The organism is Limimaricola cinnabarinus, from assembly GCF_047631075.1.
Classification (GTDB): Bacteria; Pseudomonadota; Alphaproteobacteria; order Rhodobacterales; family Rhodobacteraceae; genus Limimaricola; species Limimaricola cinnabarinus.
The window spans coordinates 157,596-178,001 of the sequence record NZ_JBLHYX010000003.1 but is presented as its reverse complement, the minus strand read 5'-3'; the positions used below and the strand labels follow the sequence as shown (position 1 = coordinate 178,001).

At 67.0% G+C, this 20,406-nt stretch carries 23 protein-coding genes and 1 other RNA gene; 11 read left to right on the top strand and 13 right to left on the bottom strand.

Features of this window, described 5'->3' with window-relative positions; all coding sequences use genetic code 11:
• Positions 1-49: 49 nt before the first annotated feature.
• Both ACJASC_RS04145 and ACJASC_RS04140 read right to left on the bottom strand, forming a co-directional pair.
• Positions 50-517, bottom strand: coding sequence for a lysozyme inhibitor LprI family protein (locus ACJASC_RS04145; RefSeq protein ID WP_415143781.1), 468 nt, complete (start codon positions 515-517; stop codon positions 50-52).
• Positions 518-614: 97 nt separating this feature from the next.
• Complete coding sequence (locus tag ACJASC_RS04140) at positions 615-1,388, bottom strand: MipA/OmpV family protein (RefSeq protein ID WP_021693862.1); 774 nt, start codon at positions 1,386-1,388, stop codon at positions 615-617.
• A 167-nt stretch (positions 1,389-1,555) separates the two neighbouring features.
• Between ACJASC_RS04140 and ACJASC_RS04135 the strand changes: the two genes are divergently transcribed.
• The 10 genes from ACJASC_RS04135 (at position 1,556) to ACJASC_RS04090 (ending at position 11,013) form a co-directional block, all read left to right on the top strand.
• Positions 1,556-2,341, top strand: coding sequence for a 23S rRNA (adenine(2030)-N(6))-methyltransferase RlmJ (locus ACJASC_RS04135; RefSeq protein ID WP_021693863.1), 786 nt, complete (start codon positions 1,556-1,558; stop codon positions 2,339-2,341).
• Positions 2,342-2,401: 60 nt separating this feature from the next.
• On the top strand, positions 2,402-2,848 hold the full coding sequence (locus ACJASC_RS04130) for a tellurite resistance TerB family protein (protein ID WP_021693864.1): 447 nt from the start codon (positions 2,402-2,404) through the stop codon (positions 2,846-2,848).
• Positions 2,849-2,960: 112 nt separating this feature from the next.
• Positions 2,961-3,749, top strand: coding sequence for an ABC transporter ATP-binding protein (locus ACJASC_RS04125; protein WP_415143778.1), 789 nt, complete (start codon positions 2,961-2,963; stop codon positions 3,747-3,749).
• Positions 3,750-3,790: 41 nt separating this feature from the next.
• Positions 3,791-4,528: a transporter substrate-binding domain-containing protein gene (locus ACJASC_RS04120; protein WP_415143776.1), complete on the top strand. Its 738-nt coding sequence runs from the start codon at positions 3,791-3,793 to the stop codon at positions 4,526-4,528.
• A 57-nt stretch (positions 4,529-4,585) separates the two neighbouring features.
• Positions 4,586-5,491, top strand: coding sequence for an ABC transporter permease (locus ACJASC_RS04115; RefSeq protein WP_415143774.1), 906 nt, complete (start codon positions 4,586-4,588; stop codon positions 5,489-5,491).
• Positions 5,488-6,297: an ABC transporter permease gene (locus ACJASC_RS04110; protein WP_021693868.1), complete on the top strand. Its 810-nt coding sequence runs from the start codon at positions 5,488-5,490 to the stop codon at positions 6,295-6,297. Before ACJASC_RS04115 ends, ACJASC_RS04110 begins: the two co-directional genes overlap by 4 nt.
• A complete protein-coding gene (locus ACJASC_RS04105) occupies positions 6,294-7,625 on the top strand; it encodes a glutamine synthetase family protein (protein WP_021693869.1) in 1,332 nt (443 codons plus the stop codon). The genes ACJASC_RS04110 and ACJASC_RS04105 overlap by 4 nt, the downstream gene beginning before the upstream one ends.
• 60 nt (positions 7,626-7,685) lie before the next feature.
• Positions 7,686-8,363, top strand: coding sequence for a type 1 glutamine amidotransferase (locus ACJASC_RS04100; RefSeq protein ID WP_415143772.1), 678 nt, complete (start codon positions 7,686-7,688; stop codon positions 8,361-8,363).
• Complete coding sequence (locus ACJASC_RS04095; protein WP_415143770.1) at positions 8,360-9,712, top strand: glutamine synthetase family protein; 1,353 nt, start codon at positions 8,360-8,362, stop codon at positions 9,710-9,712. The genes ACJASC_RS04100 and ACJASC_RS04095 overlap by 4 nt, the downstream gene beginning before the upstream one ends.
• The gene (locus tag ACJASC_RS04090; RefSeq protein ID WP_415143768.1) at positions 9,709-11,013 is read left to right on the top strand and encodes an NAD(P)/FAD-dependent oxidoreductase; all 1,305 of its coding nucleotides are present in this window, start codon (positions 9,709-9,711) and stop codon (positions 11,011-11,013) included. Before ACJASC_RS04095 ends, ACJASC_RS04090 begins: the two co-directional genes overlap by 4 nt.
• On the opposite strand, the gene ACJASC_RS04085 is transcribed toward ACJASC_RS04090, so the two are convergent.
• The gene (locus ACJASC_RS04085) at positions 11,010-11,264 is read right to left on the bottom strand and encodes a DUF6552 family protein (RefSeq protein ID WP_415143766.1); all 255 of its coding nucleotides are present in this window, start codon (positions 11,262-11,264) and stop codon (positions 11,010-11,012) included. The genes ACJASC_RS04090 and ACJASC_RS04085 overlap by 4 nt on opposite strands.
• Before the next feature lie 146 nt (positions 11,265-11,410).
• On the opposite strand from ACJASC_RS04085, the gene ACJASC_RS04080 reads away from it, so the two are divergent.
• Positions 11,411-12,295, top strand: a complete 885-nt coding sequence (locus tag ACJASC_RS04080) for a LysR substrate-binding domain-containing protein (protein WP_415143764.1) — start codon at positions 11,411-11,413, stop codon at positions 12,293-12,295.
• 57 nt (positions 12,296-12,352) lie between these two features.
• On the opposite strand, the gene rpmG is transcribed toward ACJASC_RS04080, so the two are convergent.
• From rpmG to ACJASC_RS04030, 10 genes are all read right to left on the bottom strand, one after another.
• Positions 12,353-12,520 (bottom strand): 50S ribosomal protein L33, encoded by a 168-nt coding sequence (gene rpmG, locus ACJASC_RS04075; protein ID WP_017928995.1) that lies wholly within the window; start codon positions 12,518-12,520, stop codon positions 12,353-12,355.
• Between the two features lie 127 nt (positions 12,521-12,647).
• Positions 12,648-13,070: RNase P RNA component class A (gene rnpB / locus ACJASC_RS04070), an RNA gene on the bottom strand.
• An 11-nt stretch (positions 13,071-13,081) separates the two neighbouring features.
• The gene (locus tag ACJASC_RS04065) at positions 13,082-13,759 is read right to left on the bottom strand and encodes an N-acetylmuramoyl-L-alanine amidase (RefSeq protein ID WP_415143761.1); all 678 of its coding nucleotides are present in this window, start codon (positions 13,757-13,759) and stop codon (positions 13,082-13,084) included.
• A gap of 7 nt (positions 13,760-13,766) precedes the next feature.
• Positions 13,767-14,447, bottom strand: a complete 681-nt coding sequence (locus tag ACJASC_RS04060) for a hypothetical protein (protein ID WP_021693877.1) — start codon at positions 14,445-14,447, stop codon at positions 13,767-13,769.
• Positions 14,448-14,484: 37 nt separating this feature from the next.
• On the bottom strand, positions 14,485-15,969 hold the full coding sequence (gene gatA, locus ACJASC_RS04055; protein WP_415143759.1) for an Asp-tRNA(Asn)/Glu-tRNA(Gln) amidotransferase subunit GatA: 1,485 nt from the start codon (positions 15,967-15,969) through the stop codon (positions 14,485-14,487).
• An 11-nt stretch (positions 15,970-15,980) separates the two neighbouring features.
• The gene (gatC, locus tag ACJASC_RS04050) at positions 15,981-16,268 is read right to left on the bottom strand and encodes an Asp-tRNA(Asn)/Glu-tRNA(Gln) amidotransferase subunit GatC (RefSeq protein WP_021693879.1); all 288 of its coding nucleotides are present in this window, start codon (positions 16,266-16,268) and stop codon (positions 15,981-15,983) included.
• A 29-nt stretch (positions 16,269-16,297) separates the two neighbouring features.
• On the bottom strand, positions 16,298-16,954 hold the full coding sequence (locus tag ACJASC_RS04045; protein ID WP_415143757.1) for a hypothetical protein: 657 nt from the start codon (positions 16,952-16,954) through the stop codon (positions 16,298-16,300).
• 9 nt (positions 16,955-16,963) lie between these two features.
• The gene (locus ACJASC_RS04040) at positions 16,964-18,286 is read right to left on the bottom strand and encodes a pilus assembly protein TadG-related protein (RefSeq protein WP_415143755.1); all 1,323 of its coding nucleotides are present in this window, start codon (positions 18,284-18,286) and stop codon (positions 16,964-16,966) included.
• A gap of 2 nt (positions 18,287-18,288) precedes the next feature.
• Positions 18,289-18,636 (bottom strand): hypothetical protein, encoded by a 348-nt coding sequence (locus ACJASC_RS04035; protein WP_415143753.1) that lies wholly within the window; start codon positions 18,634-18,636, stop codon positions 18,289-18,291.
• 174 nt (positions 18,637-18,810) lie between these two features.
• Positions 18,811-20,253, bottom strand: coding sequence for a Glu/Leu/Phe/Val family dehydrogenase (locus ACJASC_RS04030; RefSeq protein ID WP_415143751.1), 1,443 nt, complete (start codon positions 20,251-20,253; stop codon positions 18,811-18,813).
• Between the last annotated feature and the right edge of the window lie 153 nt (positions 20,254-20,406).

The following is a 20,406-nucleotide window of genomic DNA, read 5'->3' as shown; positions in this document are numbered from 1 at the left end:
GAAACGCCGGATCGTGACAGGGCCGCTCCTTCGGGGGCGGCCCTTTGCGTCAGCGGTAGAGGATGAAGTAGAACTCGATCGCCTTGCGCGCGGTCAGATCGCGCTGGCACTCGGCACCGTAGATCACCCGGATCGAACCGCCACCCGCGCGGTCATAGGCGCGTCGGCATTCGGCATCCCGATCCTTGATCCATTGACGCTGCGCGGCAAGCAGGCGTTCCCAGCTGCCATTCGCCTGCGCCCGCGCCCGCATGGATCCCCACCAAGCGTTCAGCCAGCTGTCCCAAGCGCCGGCCTCGCGCATCACGCAATCGGCGATCTCGATCGTGGTCTGGCTGCGGCAGCCTCCCGCAATGATGTCCGTGCATTGCGACAGCACCTGCGACCGCGAGCCACGCGCGGCGGCGGCCTGCACGCAGGCGCCGACGCGCGACACCTCCTCGCGGCTGGGTGTCGTCTGGGCGGTGGCGGGCCCGCCGAAGGCGAGCGCCGCAAGAAGGATGGCAAGACGAAACATGGGAAGAGCCCTCCCGTTACCGATGACATAGGCTCCAAGCCTACCACGGATGAGGGTTTTTCCCGCCAGCAAAGAGGCCGCGTGGCGCGGCGCCGCCTCAGAACCGGAAATCGACCTCTCGGGTGAGACCCAGCCGCGCGCCGAACTGGTCGTCGTCGAGGCTGATCGGGCTGTCGGCGGCGTCGTTCATCAGCCGTTCGTAGGTCACGGCCCCGTCGAGGCCCCAGCTGTCGCTGAACTCGTAGATCGCGCCCAGCTCGGCCCCGGCCGAGATCAGGCCGCCATCGGCGGTGTAGCCCGGCGTGCCGAAATAGGTCTGTGCATAATCGTCGTCACCAAACAGCACGCGCGGGCCCGCGCGCAGCGTCAGCCGGTCGGAGGGGCGCAGATAGGCGTCGGCCCCAAGCTCGGCCACGTAGCTTTCATGTCCGCCGAACCCGCGCCGCACATCGGCGAAGACGCCGAAGCTCTCGGTGTCGTAGGAGGCGCCCAGACCCAATTCGAGCGCGGCGTCGATATCGTCGAGCCCGGCCACGTTCTCGACGTCGCTGCCCTCGCGCTCCCCGATGTAGCGAAACGAGCCGCGCAGGCCGAAGCCTGTGGAGACAAAGCCCGGATCGTCGTTGCCGATGTCGAACGGGCCGAACCGCAGCCGGTCGAGCGCGAAGCCCAGATCCGGCCCAACCTCGTATTCGTCCGAGCCGAAATAGGTGGGCGAAGCCGCCAGACCGCCGCGCAGAGTGAAGCCCAGCGCCCGGCCCGGTGCTGCCGGAGCGGGCACGATCATCGGTTCGACCATCGGCTGGTCGAGCGCGCCGGCCATGGCGGGGAGCGGGGAAAGAGCGAGAGCGGCAAGCAGGAGGCGGCGCATGGGCGGGTCCTTTCGGGTGGATCTAGTCTAGCAGATACGTCGCGTGCGCCGGTAAGCAAATCTTGCGCGCAGTTCGCCGCCGGGCGTGGCGCGCGGGCCACGGCTTGCCCCGCCCCCGCCCCGCCGCTAGTCGGTGAGGTGTCGCCGAGGGGCCGAAGGAGACGTTCATGCTGTCCTACCAGCACGCCTATCACGCGGGAAACCTCGCCGATGTGCACAAGCACGCCGCGCTCGCGTGGATGCTCGACTACATGGGCCGCAAACCCAAGCCCCTGAGCTATCTCGAGAGCCATGCGGGCCGCGCGCTCTACCGGCTCGACGCGTCAGAGGCCGCCAAGACCGGCGAGGCGGCGCAGGGCGTGGAGCGCGTGGCGGGATGGTTCGACACGCAGCACCCCTATCGCCGCACGCTGGAGGCGACCCGCGCGGAACATGGCGCCAGAGCCTACCCCGGATCGCCCGAGATTGCAGCAAGGCTTCTGCGCGCAAGCGATGCGATGCACCTCGCCGAGTTGCACCCGCAGGAGCACGCGGCGCTGGCCGCACATTTGGGTGACCGGGCCAAGGTGCACCGCCGCGACGGAATCGAGATGGCGGTGGCGCTGACCCCGCCCGAGCCGAGACGCGGCCTGCTGCTCATCGATCCGAGCTGGGAGATCAAGGAGGATTACCGCGCCATTCCGCAGGCGATCCGCCGCATCTCCAAGAAATGGGGCGTGGGCACGATTGTGCTGTGGTACCCGATCCTGCGCGACCGGCCCCATGCCCCGATGCTGCGCGCGTTGGGGCGCGATATCGCTGATGGCGTGCGCCACGAGGTCGCCTTTCCGCCCGCGCGGGAGGGTCACGGCATGACCGGTTCGGGGCTTTTCGTAGTGAACCCGCCGTTCGGCTTTCACGAACAGGCGCAATGGCTCTCGGCGCGCTTTGCCTCGCTGGCCCCGCAGCCCTGACGCCCGGCCTCGTGATCCCAAGGGCCTTCCCCTCGCCGCAGGGCCTTCTATATTGGCCCCATGTTCGCAGATCTCCTCCGCCGCCTTACCGATCCCGCGCCCGAGCGCCTTCCCGATGCCGACGCGCGTCTTGCACTCGGCGCGCTGCTGGTGCGCCTCGCACGTGCCGATGGCCATTACAGCCCCGAGGAGGCGCGGCGCATCCTGCGCATCCTGCGCACCCGCTACGCGCTGGACGAGGCCGAGGCCGAGGCCCTGCGCGCCGATTGCGAGGTGATGGAGGCCGAGGCCCCCGACACCGTGCGTTTCACCCGCGCCATCAAGGACGCGGTGTCCTACGAGGACCGCGAGGCGGTGATCGAAGCGCTTTGGGAGATCGCACTCGCCGATGGGCAGCGCGAGGCCGAGGAGGACGCGCTGATGCGCATGGTGGCCCCGATGCTGGGCGTGTCGGACCCCGACAGCGCCCGCGCGCGGCAGCGCGCCGCCGGACGGATGCAGGGCTGAGCGAAACCGGTTTTCCGTGGCGTAGCTGACGCCGGGGCAGAGGCGCAGTCCCCGTTGCATTTCGTGTGAAACTGTCCCCTACTCGGTCGCCAGACAGGGGACATGAGAGCACGTGAGCGACAGCAAGCCGGTCATTGAAATCCGCAATCTGCACAAGTCCTACGGGACGCTCGAAGTGCTCAAGGGCGTGGACATCACCGCGCCCGCCGGGCACGTCGTGTCGATGATCGGATCGTCGGGATCGGGCAAGTCGACGCTGCTGCGCTGCTGCAACCTTCTGGAGGACAGCCAGCAGGGCGACGTGATCTTCGAGGGCGAGCCGGTGCGCTGGAAGGGCAAGGGCCTCGATCGCCGCCCGGCCGATGCGAAACAGGTCACCCGGATCCGCACCAACCTTGCCATGGTGTTCCAGCAGTTCAACCTCTGGGCACATATGACGATCCTGCAGAACGTCATGGAGGCGCCGGTGACGGTGCTGGGTCGGCCCCGCGCCGAAGTCGAGGCCAAGGCCCGCGAGTACCTTGCCAAAGTCGGCATCGGCGACAAGGCCGACGCTTGGCCCGCGCAGCTTTCTGGTGGCCAGCAGCAGCGCGCCGCGATCGCCCGCGCGCTGTGCATGGAGCCGCGCGCCCTGTTGTTCGACGAGCCGACAAGCGCGCTCGACCCCGAGCTGGAGCAGGAGGTGGTGCGGGTGATCAAGGATCTGGCCGAGGAGGGCCGTACCATGATCATCGTCACCCATGATATGCGCATGGCGCATGACGTGGCCGATCACGTGGTGTTCCTGCACAAGGGGTTGATCGAGGAGCAAGGCCCGCCCGCCGAGCTGTTCGGCAACCCGAAATCCGAGCGGCTGCGGCAGTTCCTGTCGCACTCCGCCCCGCATCCGCAGCCCGCCTGAGAGCGGGCACGGCCCTTTCCCCAACAGGAGACCACAACACGATGAAGACCCTGATCCTTTCGACCGCGCTTCTGGCGCTGGGCTCCGGCGCCGCGCTGGCCGAGAGCCACATGCAGACCGTTCGTCTGGGCACCGAGGGCGCCTACCCTCCGTACAACTTCCTCAACGATGCGGGCGAGGTCGACGGCTTCGAGCGCGAGGTTGGCGACGAGATCTGCGCGCGCGCCGAGCAGACCTGCGAATGGGTTACCAACGACTGGGATTCGATCATCCCCAACCTCGTATCGGGCAACTACGACACGATCATCGCCGGGATGAGCATCACCGACGAGCGTGACGAGGTCATCGACTTCACCCAGAACTACTTCCCGCCCGCCGCCTCGGCCTATGCCGCGCCCTCCGAGGACGTGGACCTGACCGGCGGCGTCGTCTCGGCGCAGGCCACCACTATTCAAGCCAGCCATGTCGCCGACAGCGGCGCGGCGCTTCTGGAGTTCGCCACCCCCGACGAAGCGGTGGCCGCGGTGCGCAACGGCGAGGCCGACGCGATCTTCGCCGACAAGGATTTCCTCGTGCCGATCGTCGAGGCGTCGGGTGGCGAGCTGATGTTCGTGGGCGACGACGTGCCTCTCGGTGACGGCATCGGTGTCGGCCTGCGCGAGAGCGACGGCGAACTGCGCGACAAGCTCGACGCGGCGATCCAGTCGATGAAGGATGACGGCTCGCTCAACGAGCTGCTGATCAAGTGGTTCGGCGAAGAGACCCAGACCTTCGAATAAGCCTATCCGCCGAATGACAACCGGGGCGGCCCCGCGCCGCCCCGATCGAAAGCTCCCATGTTCGCATCCTGCGCCGATCCCGAAACCCTCTCCGGCCTGAGCTGGCTCTGGTGCTACCTGACCACGGGCAAGCATCTCGCCTTCTACGGGGCCTTCGGCACCGTGCTGCTGCTGCTTGCGGTGACAGCCCCCGTGGCGCTGGCCTTCGGCTTTGGCGGCGCGGTGGCGGCGCGGTCGCGTATCGCGCCGCTGTACTGGCTGGGCCGCGCTTATATCGCCGTGGTGCGCGGCGTGCCCGACATCGCCTTCTTCCTGTTCTTCGTGATCGCGCTCGATCAGGGCATCGAATGGCTGCGCCACAAGGCCAAGTGCCCCGACTGGGATCAGCCGATCCGGCAAGGCAGCGACTTCGTCGTCTGCGCCGAGGCCAAGATGCCGCTCTCGACCTCGGCCCAATGGGTGCACGAGGTCTATGGCTTCTGGCTCGCCGTCTTCACCTTCGCCCTCGTCTTCGGCGCTTTCGCCGCCAACGTACTCTACGGTGCGATGCGTGCCGTGCCGCAGGCGCAGATCGAGACCGCCGAGGCTTACGGCATGACCCGCCGTCAGGTGTTTCGCCGCATCACCGTGCCGCAGATGTGGGTCTATGCCCTGCCCGGCCTGTCGAACCTCTGGATGGTGCTGATCAAGGCCTCGCCGCTGCTGTTCCTTCTGGGCGTCGAGGACATCGTCTACTGGGCGCGCGAACTGGGTTCGACCAAGACGCCGCAATTCACTGCCTATCCGCATGGCGACTGGCGGATGTGGTACTTCCTGTTCCTTCTGGTGTTCTACCTCGCCTTCACCCGGATCTCCGAGATCGTGCTCGACCGGATCATGCTGCGGCTTACCCATGGGCAGGCGACGCTTGGAAGCCACAAGCGCACCGGCCCCGTCGGCATAAACAAGGCGGGCCCGCCATGAGCTGCTACGACACCCTCATGGAGTACGGGCTGCGCTCGCTGGGCTATGGGGAGCGGCTGCTGCCGCGCTCGGACTTCACGCTGTGCCAGCAGGTCGTGCTGATCGGCTCGGGCATGATCTGGAACGTCTATTTCGGCGTCGTGGCGCTCTTGTCGGGCTTTGCGCTGGCCACCGCTCTCGCGGTGGGCAAGGCGTCGCGCTCGGCATGGTTCCGCAAGCCCGCCCAATGGGTGATCTTCCTGTTTCGCGGCTCGCCGCTCTTCATTCAGTTCTTCTTCGCCTATTTCCTGTTCTTGTCGCTCAAGGGGCAGGTTCCGGCCTTCGACGCGCTGACCTCGGCATGGCTGGGCGCGGCCGTGGTGCTGTTCTTCAACACCGCCGCCTATTCGGGCGAAATTTTCTACGGCGCGCTGCAATCGGTCCCGAAGGGCGAGGTCGAGGCCGCCGACGCCTACGGGCTGTCGGGCTGGTCCAAGTTCCGCCGCGTGGTCTGGCCCACGACGCTCAGGCTGGCATGGCCCGCCTATACCAACGAGGCGATCTTCCTGTTCCATGCGACGACGCTGGTGTTCTTCTCCGGCTTTCCGGCCTCGCGGCAGCAAGGCGACGCGCTTTACTATGCCTCGTATTTCGCGGACAAGACCTTCAACCCCTTCGTGCCCTATCCGATCCTAGCGGGATATTTCATCCTGCTGACCTTGGTGGTGATCGGCGTGATGGGGCTGATCGGGCGCCGTCTCAACCGACATCTCCCCGATGCCGCCGGCGCCCGGCGACGCGGTGGTTTCAGGACGATATTCAGATGAGCTGGCTCGACGAGCATCCCGATGTCCGCAACATCCGCGTCGGTGCCGCCGACCTCAACGGTCAGGCCCGCGGCAAGCGCGTGCCCGTCCGCTTCGCGCGCAAGATCGAGGAGGAAGGCACGCGATTTCCGCTTTCGGTGCTGAACCTCGACATCTGGGGCGAGGACGTGGAGGACAGCCCGCTGGTGTTCGAGATCGGCGACCCCGACGGCGTGCTGCGCCCGACCGAGCGCGGCTATGTGCCGATGCCGTGGCTGTCGATCCCCTCGGCGCTTCTGCCCTTGTGGATGTACACCGAGGATGGCGAGCCCTTTGACGGCGATCCGCGCCACGCGCTGGGCCGCGTCGTCGAGCGTTACAAGGCGCGCGGGCTGAACCCTGTGGTGGCGACCGAGATGGAGTTCTATCTCATCGACGACAGCGGCAAGGAGATCCGCCAGCCCAAGAGCCCGCGCTCGGGCAAGCGCCGTGCCGGGGCCGACATCCTGAGCCTGCGCGCACTCGATGCCTTCGACATCTTCTTCAACGATCTCTACGACGCCTGCGAGCTGATGGACATTCCCGCCGAGGCGGCGATCTCCGAGGTGGGGCTGGGCCAGTTCGAGGTCAACCTGATGCACGTCCCGGACGCGCTCAAGGCCGCCGACGACGCATGGCTGTTCAAGATGCTGGTGCGCGGGCTGGCGCGCAAGCACGGCATGGCCGCGAGCTTCATGGCGAAACCCTATGAGGAGTTTGCCGGAAACGGGCTGCACACCCATTTCTCGGTGCTCGACGAGGCCGGAAACAACATCTTCGCCGATGGCAGCCATGACGGCACGCCGGTGCTGCGCCATGCCATCGCGGGCTGTCTCAAGGGCATCCCCGACTGCGCTCTGGCCTTCGCGCCGCATGCCAACAGCTATGACCGGCTGGTGCCCGACAGCCATGCGCCCACCGGCATCTGCTGGGCCTATGACAACCGCACCGCTTCGGTGCGCGTGCCCGGCGGATCGCCCGCCGCGCGGCGGATCGAACACCGGGTCGCGGGGGGCGACGTGAACCCCTATTTATTCCTCGCCGCCGTGCTCGGCTCGGCGCTGGTCGGCATCGAGGACGCGATGACCCCGCCCCCGCCCATCGTCGGCAACGCCTACGAGCAGGAAATGGCGCAGATCCCGCAGACCTGGGGCGCCGCGATCGACGCCTTCGAGAATTCGGAGATGGTCCGGCGCATCTTTCCGCAGCTCCTGATCGACAATCTGGTGATGACCAAGCGCCAGGAGCTGCACTACATGGCCGAGCTCAGCCCCGACCAGCAACTCGAGCTCTATCTCGACACGGTCTGATCCGCTTGCCCCGGCCCCTCTCGCGGACTAGCTTCCGGGTATTCCTAGACACGGTGCTTCATGCAGATCGGCATTCTTGAGACCGGCCACGCGCCAGACGCGCTGCGGCCGGAGCTTGGCGACTATTCGGACCTGTTCGAGCGGCTGCTCGATGGGCATGGCTTCGTCTTCCGCCGCTACGACGTGGAGGCGATGGATTTCCCCCGAAGCGTTGGGGAGTGCGACGGCTGGCTCATCACCGGCTCCCGGCATGGCGCCTATGAGGATCACGCCTTCATCGCGCCCCTGGAGGCGCTGATCCGCAAGATCCACGCCGCTGGGACACCGCTCGTCGGCGTCTGCTTCGGCCATCAGATCATCGCCCAAGCCCTTGGCGGCCGGGTCGAGAAATTCGTCGGCGGCTGGTCGGTGGGCCGCAAGAGCTATGATTTCGAGGGGCGCGAGATCGCGCTCAACGCCTGGCATCAGGACCAGGTGGTGACGCTGCCCGAGGGGGCGCGGATCTGTGCGGCCAACGACTTTTGCGCCCATGCCGCACTGGCTTGGGGCGATCATGTCTTCACCGTGCAGCCTCACCCCGAGTTCGGCGCGCGCTTCATCGAAGGTCTCGCCACGACCCGCGCCATCGGCGTCGTGCCGCAAGAGCACATCGACCACGCGCTCGCCAACCTCGACAAGCCGGTGGACGCCGATGTTCTGGCCGAGCGCATGGCCCGCGTGCTGAAGGGGGCCGCATGAGCTGGATCGACGAGATCCCCGAAGCCGCCCGCCTCTATCTCGATCAGCACCGCCTCGACGAGGTGGAATGCGTGATCGCCGATCTGCCGGGCATTGCCCGTGGCAAGGCGGTCCCCGCGGCCAAGTGGGAGCGCCAGCAGTTCTTCCACCTGCCCAACTCGATCTTCTTTCAAACGATCACCGGTGACTGGGGCGAGGCGGCGGGCCCCGAGGGCTTTGTCGAGCCCGACATGGTGCTGCGGCCCGACCTCGCCACAACCACCGCCGCGCCGTGGGCCGCCGATGGCACGCTGCAGGTGATCCACGACGCCTATGACCAGAAGGGCCGCCCCGTCGGATGTTCGCCGCGCAACGTGCTCAAGCGCGTGGTCGATCTCTACAAGGCCGAGGGCTGGACCCCGGTGATCGCGCCGGAGATGGAGTTCTATCTCGTCGGTCGCAACGTCGATCCGGCCAAGGCGATCGAGCCGATGCTGGGCCGCACCGGTCGCCCTGCCGCTGCGCGGCAGGCCTATTCGATGACCGCCGTGGACGAATACGGCCCCGTGATCGACGACATCTACGAATATGCCGAGATACAGGGCTTCGAGATCGACGGTATCACGCAGGAGGGCGGCGCGGGCCAGCTCGAGATCAACCTGCGCCATGGCGATCCGGTGAAGCTCGCCGACGAGGTGTTCTTCTTCAAGCGGCTGATCCGCGAGGCGGCGCTCAAGCATGACTGCTTCGCCACCTTCATGGCCAAGCCGATCGAGGGCGAGCCCGGATCGGCGATGCATGTCCACCACTCGATCATCGACGCCAAGGGGCGCAACCTGTTCACCGGGCCGCAGGGTGGCGAGACCGACGCCTTCTTCAACTTCATCGGTGGCCTGCAGGAGCATATGCCGAGCGTGATCGCGATGATCGCGCCCTATGTGAACTCGTTCCGCCGCTACGTGCGCGACCACGCCGCCCCGATCAATCTCGAATGGGGCCGCGACAACCGCACCACCGGCATCCGCGTGCCGATCTCGCCGCCGCAAGCGCGCCGCGTGGAAAACCGGCTCGCCGGGATGGACTGCAACCCGTATCTCTGCATCGCCGCCTCCCTGGCCTGCGGATATCTGGGCATGAAAAACGAGATCTGGCCGGACAAGCGGTTCCGAGGCGACGCCTACGAGGCCGCCGACGAGATCCCGCAGGGGCTCTATGCCGCACTCGACCTCTTCGACAGCGCCAAGGAACTGCACGACGTGCTGGGGCCCGAGTTCGTGCGCGTCTACTCGATCGTCAAGCGCGCCGAATACAACGAGTTCCTGCAGGTGATCAGCCCGTGGGAGCGCCAGCACCTGCTGCTCAACGTATGAACCCGCTTTATCGCAACGACCGCCCCGGCCAGATGCCGCGCAGCTGGTATGCCGCCACGGCCGAGCCGGTGGCCGACCGCGCGCCACTCAACCACGACCGCCGCTGCGACGTGGCCATTGTCGGCGCGGGCTTCACCGGTCTCTGGGCCGCGCTGACGGCGGCGCGCGCCGGGCTCGATGTCGTCGTGCTCGACGCGCATCGCGCGGGCTTCGGCGCCTCGGGGCGCAATGGCGGTCAGGTCGGGTCGGGCTTCAACAAGGGGCAGCTCTGGCTGGAGCAACGATTGGGCGAAAGCCCCGCCCGGCAGCTTTGGGACCTCGCCGAGGAGGCCAAACGCCAGCTGCGCGAGTTCTGCGAGACCCACGCGCCCGAGGCTCGCTACCTGCCCGGCGTGGTGCATGGGGCCTATTCCACGAAGGAGGCCGAGGCCGACCGAGCCGAGGCCGAGCACCTCTCGCACGCCTATGGCTATGACGCGATCCAACCATTGGGCCGAGACAAGATCCGCGGGATCGTGAAGACCGAGGCCTATCACGGCGGCCTCATAGACGAGGGCGCGGGGCATCTGCACCCGCTGCGCTATGCCCGCGCGCTGGCGCGCGAGGCCGAGGCCGCCGGGGCCACGATCCACGAGCTGACCGAGGTCACCCGCGTCGAGCGCGGCGAACCGGCAGTGCTGCACACGCCCCATGGCCGCGTGACGGCAGACCACGTGATCCTTGCCGGCAACGGCTACCTCCCCGGCATCATGCCCGAGGTCGCGGCGAAAGTGATGCCGATCAACAGCTTCATCGCCGCGACCGAACCGCTCGGGGATCGCTGGCGCGAGGTGCTGTCGCGCGACATCGCGGTGGCCGATTCGCGTTTCGTGGTGAACTACTACCGCATGACCGAGGATCGCCGTTTTCTCTTTGGCGGACGCGAAAGCTATTCTATCGGCTTTCCGACCGACATCACCACCAAGCTGCGCGCGCGGATGCAGAGCCTGTTCCCGCAACTCTCGGACATGCGCATCGACAATGTCTGGGGCGGCACGCTGGGCATCACCATGTCGCGCCTGCCCTCGTTGCAACGCATCAGTCCCAACATCCTTTCGGGCGCGGGGTTTTCGGGGCACGGCGTGGCGCTGTCGGGCATGGCGGGCCGCGTCATGGCCGAGGCGGTCGCGGGGCAAGCCGGGCAGTTCGACACCTTTTCGCGCCTGCCGGTGCCCGAGTTTCCGGGCGGCGCAGACTGGCGCGCGCCGCTGCTGACGCTGGCGATGACATGGTTTTCGCTGCGTGACAGGCTCGGGGTCTAGCCGCTCGCCATCCCGGCCAGCATCGCGCCGAGTGCTACGAAGTGGATCAGCATGATCGCCCGGTCGTTCCAGATGAACCCCATGGCGAGCCAGCCCACCACACCGCCAAGAAACAGGTAGAGATTAAGCGGTGTGACGTCGAAGGCGGTCGCGGCATAACCCGCGATCTGGATCACGCTGGCGATCCATTTCACCATGAAGGCGACCCGGGGATCGCGCCAGAAGGCACGCCGCGAAGGCCTGTCGGGCATGGTGCATTCGATATTTTCTACCGTCACGAAGCTCTCCCGAGTGGCGTGTCGAGGCCGCCCCGAGCGGCCCGTTGTCATATCAGGTAATCGCGTTAGGCTGTCGTGACGATTCAGAAGCACTACAGCCTGTCAGTAGAAAACCTATCATGTCGCGCCGCACCGCCCTGCCCCCGCTCAATGCCCTGCGCGCCTTCGAGGCGGCGGGCCGGCACTTGACCTTCCGCGCCGCTGCCGATGAACTGGGCGTCACCCAAGGGGCGGTGGCGCAGCATGTGCGCGGGCTCGAGGCGCAGATGGGACTGCGGATGTTCCTGCGCGAGGCGCGCGGGCTGTCGCTGACCGAAGAGGGCCGCGCCTACCATGCCGCCGTTTCGCAGGCCTTTGCACAACTGTCGGAGGCGACGGCGCGGCTCAGGCCCGCACCGGGGCATGTCACCATCTCGGTGACGCCGACTTTCGCTTCCAAATGGCTCATCCCTCGCCTGCCCGGTTTCGGTACCGCCCATCCCGAGATCGATCTCAGGGTCATGGCGACCGAGCGGGTGACCAGCTTTCATTCCGACGGGATCGACCTTGCCGTTCGGCAGGGCGAGCCGCCCTTCGGCGCCAGCATCCGCGCCGACCCGCTGTTCCGCCAGGAGATCCTTGCAGTCTGCGCGCCCGACATGACCCCCGGCATCGCCCCGCCCTTCGGTCCCGAGACCCTGTCCGCCCTTACGCTCCTGCATGATACGCACGACCTTTGGCCGCGCTACCTGCGCGAGGCTTTTCCCGGCATGCGCGCTGCCCACCCCCGCGGCATCCGCTTCAGCCAGACCACGCTCGGGCTCGACGCGGCGCTGGCGGGACAGGGCGTGGCGCTGGCGAGCCGGTTCCTCGTGGACCGCGACCTCACTGCCGGTCGGCTGGTACAGGCGATGGGTCATGTGCTCCGGGGGCGGCGCGATTTCTACCTGCTGGCCTCGCGAAGCCGTATGTTGCCTGCCACGGCGGCGGCGCGCGACTGGCTGTTGGTACAGGCCGATCCATAACGAAAAGGCCGCGCTCCTTGCGGAACGCGGCCCTGAATTCCGTCGGAACGGCTCAGATCATTTGATCTTGCCTTCCTTGTATTCGACATGCTCGCGCTTGACGGGGTCGTACTTCCGCACGACCATCTTCTCGGTCATGGTGCGGGCGTTCTTCTTGGTCACGTAGAAGTGGCCGGTCCCCGCGGTCGAGTTCAGGCGGATCTTGATCGTCGTCGGCTTCGCCATGGTCGTCTCTCCTGCTCGCGGGGCGTGCGCGTTGACGGCGCCCGCGTGAATACGTCTGAGACCCGGCTTTTAACCGCGCGCGAGGCGCTGTCAACCGGGAAACGGGCCGGGATGACCCATGGTCGATTTGCGCGGATGGCCTGTAAGCCGGATTCTGTCCCGGGGTCGCCCCCGGCGATGACCATTCATCTCGACACCCTGTTACCAGAGCGCCTGAAGCTGCCAACCCGGACCTCTCGGGGTCAGGCGTCCCTGCGGCGATATCCGGCATACCCGGATCAGCACCCGCGCGAGGTCCCTATTTGGCATTGCTCCCGGTGGGGCTTGCCGTGCCGGTCCGGTTGCCCGTCCCGCGGTGGGCTCTTACCCCACCGTTTCACCCTTACCCCGGTTCCGACGAAGGCGAACCTTCGACGCATTGACCGGGGCGGTCTGTTCTCTGTGGCGCTTTCCCTCGGGTTGCCCCGGCCGGGCGTTACCCGGCACCGTGCCTTGTGGAGTCCGGACTTTCCTCGAACCTGTGAAGGCCCGCGGCCATCCAGCCATCCGCGCCCTCGTGGCCTATGCCGCGGGCGCGTCCCGGTCAACGGGAAAGCGCGCGGCGAGATCGGCGATCAGCGCCATGTCGGCGGCCTCGACCGGCCCGTGGGCACGTGGGCGAAACCGCAGGCGAAAGGCCCTGAGCCGCAGCTCGTGAGACGCCTCGGCGGTATAGCCGAACCGCCGCGCCAGATCGTCGAAGCCGGAGGACGAGACGGGCGGCGCCTGCCCCCTCTCGGGCCAGACCGACAGCCCGTGCTGCGCGAGGCGGCGCCAGTCGAAGCGCGGTCCGGGATCGTCCTTGCGGCCCGGCGCCATGTCGGAATGGCCGATCACCCGTTCGGGACGGATCGACCAGCGCGCCATGATCTCTCCGAGCAACTCCTCGAGCGCCGCCATCTGCGGTCCGGCGAAGGGATGGTCGCCCCGGTTGTAGAGCTCGATGCCGATGGAGCGGGAGTTCACGTCGCTCACGCCGCCCCAGCGCCCCTCCCCGGCATGCCAGGCGCGCAGATCTTCGGGCACCAGCCCAGTGACCGCGCCGCTGCCGGAGATCAGCCAATGCGCCGAAACCTCGGCCTCGGGATCGCACAGCCGCGCCAGCGCCTCGTCATGGCTGGTCATGGCAGTATAGTGGATCACCACGAGATCGGGCCGCGCGCCAAGGCGTCGCGGCCCGTGATTCGGCGACAGCGGCATCTGTGCCCTAGCGGCCGACCGCCGCGAGGAACGGCGCCGGGTCCCAGCCACAGGCAAAGCCGTCGCCATCGGGGTCGATGCCCTTGGGATCGCGCTCGGGGCCGCCACGCGCCAGGAAGTCGCGCTGCGCCTCGTCGGGTGAGCGGTAGGCGGCGCAGTTGCGCTCGAACCGGTTGCCCATGGTCCCGAGCACGAAGCGCGAATACCACTCCTGCCCGCGCTTGTTGGGGGCGTTCAGCGCGTATTCGACGATGTTCGGCCCGGTGTCGCCCGCACGCTGCGGCAGCGCGGTGGGCTGGATCACCTGATAGGCGGCAGCCTGCTGGGCGCGGCGCTCGGCATCGGATTGGATCGTCTCGCGGCCCGCCACGGCGTCGAAGCTCTGCTCGTCGGAGATCGCGGCGCCGTTGGCGGTCGGCATCGCGTTGGTCGGGCTGGCCTGCACGCCGCCGCGCCGCTCGAGGTCCTGCCCCGAAGCCGCGCCGATGCCCGCCGCCGACAGCTCGGTGCTGGCGATGGCACCACCCGCCGGCGCGCCGAAGCTGGCGGGCTGATCGCCGAAGGTGCCGGTCAGCTGCGCCTCGCGCATCGCGGCGCCGCTGTCGGGCACGCGCGGCGCGCAGGCCGCCAAGGTCAGCCCGGCGCAGGCCAGAGCCAGGATTTTCGTTCGAGAGGCAAGCGGTTTCACGGCGACACTCCGGGCCCTGATCTGATCAACTGCGCCGTTACCACCATTTCGCGGGCTTGGAAACGAAACCTGCGGCCTGCTCGAGCGCATAGGCGGTGTTCAGGAGATCGCCCTCCTCCCACGGCCGCCCGATCAGCTGCAGGCCTAGCGGCAGGCCCTTGTGATCGAGACCTGCGGGCACCGAGATCCCCGGCAGACCGGCGAGGTTCACCGTCACGGTGAACACGTCGTTGAGATACATCTGCACCGGGTCGGCGTCCTTCATCGCGCCGATTCCGAAGGCCGAAGACGGCGTCGCGGGCGTCAGGATCGCGTCGACCCCTTCGGCGAAAACCTGATCGAAGTCGCGCTTGATCAGCGCGCGCACCTTGCGGGCCTGGTTGTAGTAGGCGTCGTAGAAGCCTGCAGACAGCACGTAGGTGCCGACCATGATGCGGCGCTGCACCTCCGGGCCAAAGCCCTCGGCCCGGGTTTTCTCGTACATTTCGGTGATGCCGTCGCCCTGCGCGAGCTTGGCGCGGTGGCCAAAGCGCACGCCGTCATAGCGCGCGAGGTTCGAGGATGCCTCAGCGGGGGCGATCACGTAATAGGCTGGCAGCGCGTATTTCGTGTGCGGCAGCGAGATGTCACGGATCAGGGCACCGGCATCTCGCAGCATCTCGGTGCCGCGGGTCCAGAGCGTCTCGATCTCGCCCGGCATTCCGTCGACATGATATTCGCGCGGGATGCCGATCACCTTGCCGCGGATGTCGCTGGTCAGCATCGCCTCGAAATCGGGCACAGGCAGATCGGCGGAGGTCGAATCGCGGGGGTCGTGACCCGACATGGCGCGCAGCATGATCGCCGCATCACGCACGTCGCGGGTCATCGGCCCGGCCTGATCGAGCGATGAGGCGAAGGCGATGATGCCGAAGCGCGAGCAGCGCCCATAGGTCGGCTTGATGCCGGTGATGCCGGTGAAGGCCGCCGGTTGCCGGATCGAACCGCCGGTGTCGGTGCCGGTGGCCCCGAGGCAGAGATCGGCGGCCACGGCGGCGGCTGAGCCGCCCGAGGAGCCGCCAGGCGTCAGATCGACGCCATCATCGGCCTTCCACGGGTTCACGGCGGCGCCATAGGCCGAGGTCTCGTTCGACGAGCCCATGGCGAACTCATCCATGTTGAGCTTGCCCAGCATCACCGCGCCGTCGCGGAACAGCTGACCGGTGACGGTCGATTCGTATTGCGGGCGAAAGCCTTCGAGGATGCGGCTCGCGGCCTGGCTTGCCACGCCTTCGGTGCAGAACAGATCCTTGATCCCGAGCGGGATGCCGCACAGGTCGGGTGCGTCTCCGGATTTCAGCCGCGCATCGGCGGCCTCGGCCTGCGCGCCCGCGAGCTCGGGCGTCTTGTGGGCATAGGCGTTGAGCTTGTCTCCGCCGTCGACGGCGGCGTTGAACGCGCCGGTCAGTTCGACTGAGGAAATCTCGCCCTTGCGGAGCGCGTCACGCGCCGAGGCGATGGTGAGCTTGGTCAGTTCGGTCATCAATCCGCCTCCTATTCCACGACCTTCGGCACCGCGAAGAAGCCTTCGCGCGCGTCGGGCGCGTTGGCGAGGACCTTATCTTGCTGGCTGCCGTCGGTGACCACGTCGTCGCGGCGCTTGAGATGCATCGGCGTGACGCCGGTCATCGGCTCGACGCCCGTCACATCGACCTCCTGCAGCTGTTCGATGAAGCCGAGGATGGTGTTGAACTCGGAAGCGAGCGCGGGCAGCGCCTCCTCCTCGACCCGGATGCGGGCCAGCTTGGCCACCCGCCGGGCGGTGTCGGTGTCGATCGACATGGGGCTCTCCTGTCTGGTCGATCCCGGCTTTAGCGGGCGCGGGGCGGTCCCGCAAGCAGCGCCCGGCGGATCAGCTCGATCATCCAGCCCAGCAGCACCCCGTTGAGCGTGTGCCATGCGAAATGCGTGCCGATGGGCCAGCCCGCGCAGAGCATTTCGTCGAGCGAGCGGAAGACCAGCGACAGGCATAACAGCGCCGCGCCCAGGGCCATCCCCCGCCCCACCATCGGCCAGCGCCGCCAGAGCCACGCGGCATAGACCGCGATCAGCAGCGGCACCGGCCAGTAGAAGGCAGAGACGGAGAGGAAGGGCAGCGCCGTGAAGACCGGCGTCAGCAACAGCGCCCAAGGCACGAAGCCCGCCGCCCCCAGCGCCGAGGCCCAGACCGGCCAGCCCAGATAGGCGCGGTTCGCGGCATAAACATAGGCGAGGATGAAGACCGCGATCGGGATGACGTCGGCCGCAGAGGCCCAGATCGTGGCGAAGGAATGGAACAGCGCGCTGCCGATGCCGATGACGAAAAGCAGCGCCGCCAGAGCTCGCGGCAGTACCAACCCGTCCGCGCGGCGCCAGCACCAGGTCGCGGCGATCAGGAATGCGGCGTTGGAGACAAGGTTCAGCGGCTCGGCCCACAGGCCGGGCGTCAGCCGTTCGCAATAGCCGTCGATGGCGGCGGTCCAGTCCATGCCCGCAGGCTAGAGCGCGAGGCGGTAGTGATCCACCCGGAAGTTGTCGTTCATGCCGCCCGAGCAGCGATACATCAGCATGTTGGAGGTACCGTCGATCTTGCCGCCAGCGATCAGCGACAGTCCGACCCCCATCGCTCCCGCGCTGAAGGTGATGTCTTTCTTCGCGATGATCTGACTGCCATGCAGATGCATGTTGGAGGGCAGGCTCGTCCCGCCCATGGTCAGCAGTTGCGCGCTGCCGCCCGGCAGGCAGGCATCCACACGTCCAAGCCGCACGCCGGAGCTGCCGGAGATCGATTTATCGCTGGTGCTGGTGGTAGCCAGCACCGCGTCCTCAAAGGCGAGACCCGAGCCGAGGCTGACCTCGCAATCGGTGACGATGACGGCCTCGCGGATCGTCGTGTAGAGGCCGCGTGTCCTGAGCTGGACCTTGCCGCCATTGCAGGAGATCCGATGGATTCGGCCGCGCTGGAAATCGGACGGGTCGAACTTTGCCCCTGAGAGTTGGATCACGCTGCCCGAGGTGACGTAATCCGGTGTGTGCCAGGCCCCGATGGTCTGGATCTGCGAAATGATGTCCGACAGGTCGCGAAGCTCGCGGATCTCGACCGTGGCGGTCCGCAGCGCCGCCTGCAGCCCGTCATTCTGCTTGAAGCCCGAGGACGGCATCGAGAACTGTGACAGGTCCGGCATCGACAGGACGGTGCCGGGGGCGAAGGTGTTGTTGTTGTTGATCGACACGGAAGTGTTCGAATGCATGCAAAAGCCGTTGAGATAGGCATTGTTCGACTGCACGTCGATCAGCCCCTCAGACAGGAACCCCTCCTCGGAGCAGCCCGGATTATAGGCCACGAAGACCGCTTCGCGCGAAATATCCCAGCTGTCGAACCCGATAAGTTGCGTCAGAAAGCTGATCACCGCGTTGTCGCGCGCGGCGAGACGGGCGGTCGACACCCGCACCGCCATGCCTTTGGAGGGGTCGGCGACGAATCCGCCCGTGGCATAGTCGAAGACCCCGAAGGAGATGTCGGAGGCCAGCAACTGGTCGCCGCGCTCGGCCGCGGGGTCCGAGGCGCGCACCATCGCCACCGCCTCCGCCTTGGCTGCCGAGGCCGACATCTTGCGACGGCTGACCAGCGCGGCATGGGCCGCCGCATCGGCCATCACCTGCAGGCGCACCCTCTCGGCATGGACGTGGCTCACGTCGATGGCGAGACCGCCGATCACGGCCATCGTCAAAAACACGAAAAGACCGAACAGCGTCATCGCCCCGGTGGCATCCTTCGCGAGCCGGAAGCAGAGGTCGTGAAGACGGCGGGGCGACCACATGATCAGTATTCCACCATGTGCCGCGCGTTCACCGTCATCACCGCGCCGCCCAGAAACGGCAGGCTGCTGCTCATTGTCATCGATCTGAGGGGCAGGCTCGCGGTGGTGATGATGGTATTTCCGGTGATCCCGGTGGTGACCGTCGCTCCGGGAACAGCGAGCGCCAGCTTCTGCGCGATGGCGGTTTGCGCCGCCAAGGGCGAGGTGAGGCGATTGATCGACAGCGCGCGATTGCCGTCCTGAATGATCCGCATCGCCTCACTCTGCTTGAGATAGACGTTGGACACATCCGCAACCAGCAGGATGAAAAAGGTGAACAGCGGGATCCACATCACGGCTTTGATCGACATGGAGCCGCGCGCGTCCTTCGCGAAGCTCTTGCGATGCGACCGGCACGATGTGGTCCCGCGCCGGTCCTTTTTCCTTGCTCGGTCCATGTTCCCCGTCTTTCGGCCTTCACGTCTCCTTCAGACTAGGGGCGGATTGCGGCCTTTTTTCGTTGACGAGGGGGAACCTATCGGGCGTCAGAGGCCCTTGGAGCGGTAGCTCATCGCCACCCGGCCGATCGCCACGAGATAGGCCGCGGTGCGCAGGTCGGGCACGTCGTCGCGCGAATGCCAGATCTCGCGCATCGACTGGTAGGCGGTACGCATCGTGTCATCGAGCCCCGAGCGGACCAGCTCCAGCTCGTCGTCGCCCTTGAGATAGCGCGCCTTGAAGTCCTTCGACAGGTTCCAGCCCAGCCCCTCATCGTCCGACAGGCGCTCCAGCTCGTCGACGATCGCCTGCGCGCGGGCCTCGTCGGCGCGCCGCTCCATCCGGCCAAAGCGGATATGGCTGAGGTTCTTGACCCATTCGAAATAGGACACGGTCACGCCGCCCGCATTGGCATACATGTCGGGGATGATGACGGTGCCCTTGCCGCGCAGGATGTCGTCGGCGCCCGCCGTGATCGGCCCGTTCGCGGCCTCGATGATCAAGGGCGCCTGAATCCGGTCGGCGTTGCCGAGGTTGATCGTGCTTTCCAAAGCGGCGGGGATGAGGATGTCGCACTCCGCCTCCAAAAGCCGCGCCCCGTCCTCGTGATGCGTGGCCCCCGCGAAGCCCGCGACGCCGCCATGCTTGCCGATCCACTGGTGCACCGCCTCCACGTCGAGGCCGTCCTCGTCGGCGATCGCGCCGTCGCGCTCGATGATCGCGGTGATCCTGGCCCCGTCCTCCTCCGAAAGGAACTTGGCGGCGTGGTAGCCCACATTGCCGAGACCCTGCACGATGACCCGCTTGCCGGCGAGCGTGCCCGACAGGTTGGCCTTGGCCACGTCCTCGGGATGGCGGAAGAACTCGCGCAGCGCGTATTGCACGCCGCGCCCCGTCGCCTCGACCCGGCCATGAATGCCGCCCGCGTTGAGAGGCTTGCCGGTGACGCAGGCGCGCGAGTTGATGTCGGTGGTGTTCATCCGCGCGTATTGGTCGGCGATCCAGGCCATCTCGCGCTCACCGGTGCCCATGTCGGGCGCGGGCACGTTCTGGCTCGGGCTGATCAGGTCGCGCTTGGCCAGCTCATAGGCGAATCGCCGGGTGATCTGTTCGAGCTCGTGCTCGTCCCAGTCGCGCGGATCGATCCTGAGGCCGCCCTTGGAGCCGCCATAGGGCACTTCCACCAGAGCACATTTATAGGTCATCAGCGCCGCCAGCGCCTCGACCTCTTCCTGATGCACCGACGATGCGTAGCGGATACCGCCCTTGACCGGCTCCATGTGCTCGGAATGCACCGAGCGGTAGCCGGTGAAGGTGTGGATCTGGCCGCGCAGCCGCACGCCGAAGCGCACGGTATAGGTGGCGTTGCAGACGCGGATCTTCTCCTCGAGCCCCGGCGACAGGTCCATCAGCGCCACGGCGCGGTTGAACATCATGTCGACGGAGTCGCGGAATCCGGGTTCTGCCATCTCAGGCTGGTGCTCGGTCATCTCGGGTCTTCTCCCTGTGCTGCCGGTGTCGGACCGGCGGTCCCTGACCGATCCTAGGCCCTTGCGCGCGAGAATCGACCTCCGTGTCGACCGATGGCGCGACGGAAGGCGCAATGGGTCCGAATCCGGTCCAAGTTTGGTCATCGTGTCATG

Bases quoted from the DNA above. Each gene is read 5' to 3' on its own strand.
- ACJASC_RS04145 (WP_415143781.1), bottom strand. From the start codon at position 517: ATGTTTCGTCTTGCCATCCTTCTTGCGGCGCTCGCCTTCGGCGGGCCC.
- ACJASC_RS04140 (WP_021693862.1), bottom strand. From the start codon at position 1,388: ATGCGCCGCCTCCTGCTTGCCGCTCTCGCTCTTTCCCCGCTCCCCGCC.
- ACJASC_RS04135 (WP_021693863.1), top strand. From the start codon at position 1,556: ATGCTGTCCTACCAGCACGCCTATCACGCGGGAAACCTCGCCGATGTG.
- ACJASC_RS04130 (WP_021693864.1), top strand. From the start codon at position 2,402: ATGTTCGCAGATCTCCTCCGCCGCCTTACCGATCCCGCGCCCGAGCGC.
- ACJASC_RS04120 (WP_415143776.1), top strand. From the start codon at position 3,791: ATGAAGACCCTGATCCTTTCGACCGCGCTTCTGGCGCTGGGCTCCGGC.
- ACJASC_RS04115 (WP_415143774.1), top strand. From the start codon at position 4,586: ATGTTCGCATCCTGCGCCGATCCCGAAACCCTCTCCGGCCTGAGCTGG.
- ACJASC_RS04110 (WP_021693868.1), top strand. From the start codon at position 5,488: ATGAGCTGCTACGACACCCTCATGGAGTACGGGCTGCGCTCGCTGGGC.
- ACJASC_RS04105 (WP_021693869.1), top strand. From the start codon at position 6,294: ATGAGCTGGCTCGACGAGCATCCCGATGTCCGCAACATCCGCGTCGGT.
- ACJASC_RS04100 (WP_415143772.1), top strand. From the start codon at position 7,686: ATGCAGATCGGCATTCTTGAGACCGGCCACGCGCCAGACGCGCTGCGG.
- ACJASC_RS04095 (WP_415143770.1), top strand. From the start codon at position 8,360: ATGAGCTGGATCGACGAGATCCCCGAAGCCGCCCGCCTCTATCTCGAT.
- ACJASC_RS04090 (WP_415143768.1), top strand. From the start codon at position 9,709: ATGAACCCGCTTTATCGCAACGACCGCCCCGGCCAGATGCCGCGCAGC.
- ACJASC_RS04085 (WP_415143766.1), bottom strand. From the start codon at position 11,264: ATGCCCGACAGGCCTTCGCGGCGTGCCTTCTGGCGCGATCCCCGGGTC.
- ACJASC_RS04080 (WP_415143764.1), top strand. From the start codon at position 11,411: ATGTCGCGCCGCACCGCCCTGCCCCCGCTCAATGCCCTGCGCGCCTTC.
- rpmG (WP_017928995.1), bottom strand. From the start codon at position 12,520: ATGGCGAAGCCGACGACGATCAAGATCCGCCTGAACTCGACCGCGGGG.
- ACJASC_RS04065 (WP_415143761.1), bottom strand. From the start codon at position 13,759: ATGCCGCTGTCGCCGAATCACGGGCCGCGACGCCTTGGCGCGCGGCCC.
- gatA (WP_415143759.1), bottom strand. From the start codon at position 15,969: ATGACCGAACTGACCAAGCTCACCATCGCCTCGGCGCGTGACGCGCTC.
- gatC (WP_021693879.1), bottom strand. From the start codon at position 16,268: ATGTCGATCGACACCGACACCGCCCGGCGGGTGGCCAAGCTGGCCCGC.
- ACJASC_RS04045 (WP_415143757.1), bottom strand. From the start codon at position 16,954: ATGGACTGGACCGCCGCCATCGACGGCTATTGCGAACGGCTGACGCCC.
- ACJASC_RS04040 (WP_415143755.1), bottom strand. From the start codon at position 18,286: ATGTGGTCGCCCCGCCGTCTTCACGACCTCTGCTTCCGGCTCGCGAAG.
- ACJASC_RS04035 (WP_415143753.1), bottom strand. From the start codon at position 18,636: ATGTCGATCAAAGCCGTGATGTGGATCCCGCTGTTCACCTTTTTCATC.
- ACJASC_RS04030 (WP_415143751.1), bottom strand. From the start codon at position 20,253: ATGACCGAGCACCAGCCTGAGATGGCAGAACCCGGATTCCGCGACTCC.